Here is a 1517-nt window from a genome sequence, read left to right on the forward strand (position 1 = left end):
CCCTCTGTGTCAGGCTGGTTGTGAGCCACTCCGGATGAGAGAGGAACCGGAGCACCATGGCCATCACCCCTGGATACACTGTCGAAGAGATCCGTAACTTCGTCTATCAATACGAGAAGATCCCACATGGGTACAAAGCCATATGGCTGGCGGAGCAAGAGTTCAGTCGTCACCACTTCAGGAAATGGCGACTGGCAACATTCAACGGCGACCTCGACCGTGGTCTCATCCCACGGTCCAGGGTCGGCAGAGTCCCTAACAACCCGAGGCAACTGATGCAATCAGCAATCGAAGACAACCAAGCCAAACGCATTGCCGAACTCGAAGAGCGCAATGCCCAACTCGAGGCTGCGAACGAAGCTTTGGGAAAAGCTATCGGGCTCTTGCACGATCGGAACGCACAAGAGCCCGACGCCACCCCGACGACGCCGAGGCCCGACGATTCCTAACGGTCGAGAACACTCTGGTCCTCGACCTGTCTGAGGTCTTGGACTCGCAGCGGAAGGCGTTGGCGATGGTGGGGTTGGCACGCTCGACGTGGCATTACCGACTCAATCCCCGACCCCGGGTATCCGACCCGATCTCACATAAGCAGCGGGACTATTCCACTCGCATCGATGCTGCCGATAGGCAACTCATCGAAGACCGCATTCATGCTGGTTGGCTCCGTGGCCGGTCGGTGGATGCCTCGTTCGCTGGGGCCTGGGACGAGGGCGTGATGCTGGCTTCCAGGCGCACGTGGTGGCGCATCGCTGAAGCGATCATCGATCAGTCGCAGCGTCCGCTGGTGCCGTCCCGGGCCGGGACGAGGACACCGCGGGTCAAGCCTGTGCTGGTGGCAACCGGGCCGGGGCAGGTGTGGAGTTGGGACATCACCGATGTGCAATCGACCTGGCATCGGGTTGCGTACAAGGCGTACTCGATCATCGATATCTTCTCCCGCAAGATCGTCGGTTATCGAGTCGAGGCCCGCGAGGTCGATGACCTGGCGGTGGAGATGTTTGAGACCGCGATCGCCGAGTTCGGTGTCCCTGAGTATGTGCATGCCGATTCGGGGGCGGCGATGAAGTCGAATGCGTTGAAGAACGCACTCGAGACTCACGGGGTCGAGATGTCGCATAACCGGCCGTATGTGTCTAATGACAATCCGTATTCGGAATCGGAGTTTCGGACGATGAAGTACCGGCCGAACTATCCGGGGATGTTTGAATCACTCGAAGCCGCCAGGACCCATGTTGATGACTACGTGGTGTGGTACAACACCGAACACCGGCATTCCGGGATCGCGTTGTTCACCCCGGACCAGGTCCATGACGGATCCTGGGCCCAGGTGTGGAGCGTCCGGGCCCGGACTGCTGAAGAGTATTACGCGAAGCATCCAAAGCGATTCCATGCCCCACCAGAAGTACCTAAGCCGGTTGGCGTGGTCGGCATCAATCACGAACCAGCGATAGTCGAAGACCAAGAATTCACCGCTGAAGCAGCGTGAGTGACTCCAAACAGCTTGACACCCCGCG

2 protein-coding genes are annotated in these 1517 nt (G+C 59.2%); both read left to right on the forward strand.

Annotated features, from left to right (window positions below; translation table 11 throughout):
- The first annotated feature begins 56 nt into the window (after window positions 1-56).
- The gene (locus IIE29_RS16650) at window positions 57-449 is read left to right on the forward strand and encodes a hypothetical protein (RefSeq protein WP_209326411.1); all 393 of its coding nucleotides are present in this window, start codon (window positions 57-59) and stop codon (window positions 447-449) included.
- Between the two features lie 65 nt (window positions 450-514).
- Window positions 515-1489 (forward strand): DDE-type integrase/transposase/recombinase, encoded by a 975-nt coding sequence (locus IIE29_RS16655; RefSeq protein ID WP_209326412.1) that lies wholly within the window; start codon window positions 515-517, stop codon window positions 1487-1489.
- Window positions 1490-1517 lie beyond the last annotated feature (28 nt).

The sequence above is a fragment of the Brevibacterium renqingii genome (genome assembly GCF_017808095.1).
GTDB lineage: Bacteria > Actinomycetota > Actinomycetes > Actinomycetales > Brevibacteriaceae > Brevibacterium > Brevibacterium renqingii.

What these genes read in the sequence shown, in the direction of transcription:
- IIE29_RS16650 (WP_209326411.1), top strand. Translation starts at nt 57, where the DNA reads ATGGCCATCACCCCTGGATACACTGTCGAAGAGATCCGTAACTTCGTC.
- IIE29_RS16655 (WP_209326412.1), top strand. Translation starts at nt 515, where the DNA reads ATGGTGGGGTTGGCACGCTCGACGTGGCATTACCGACTCAATCCCCGA.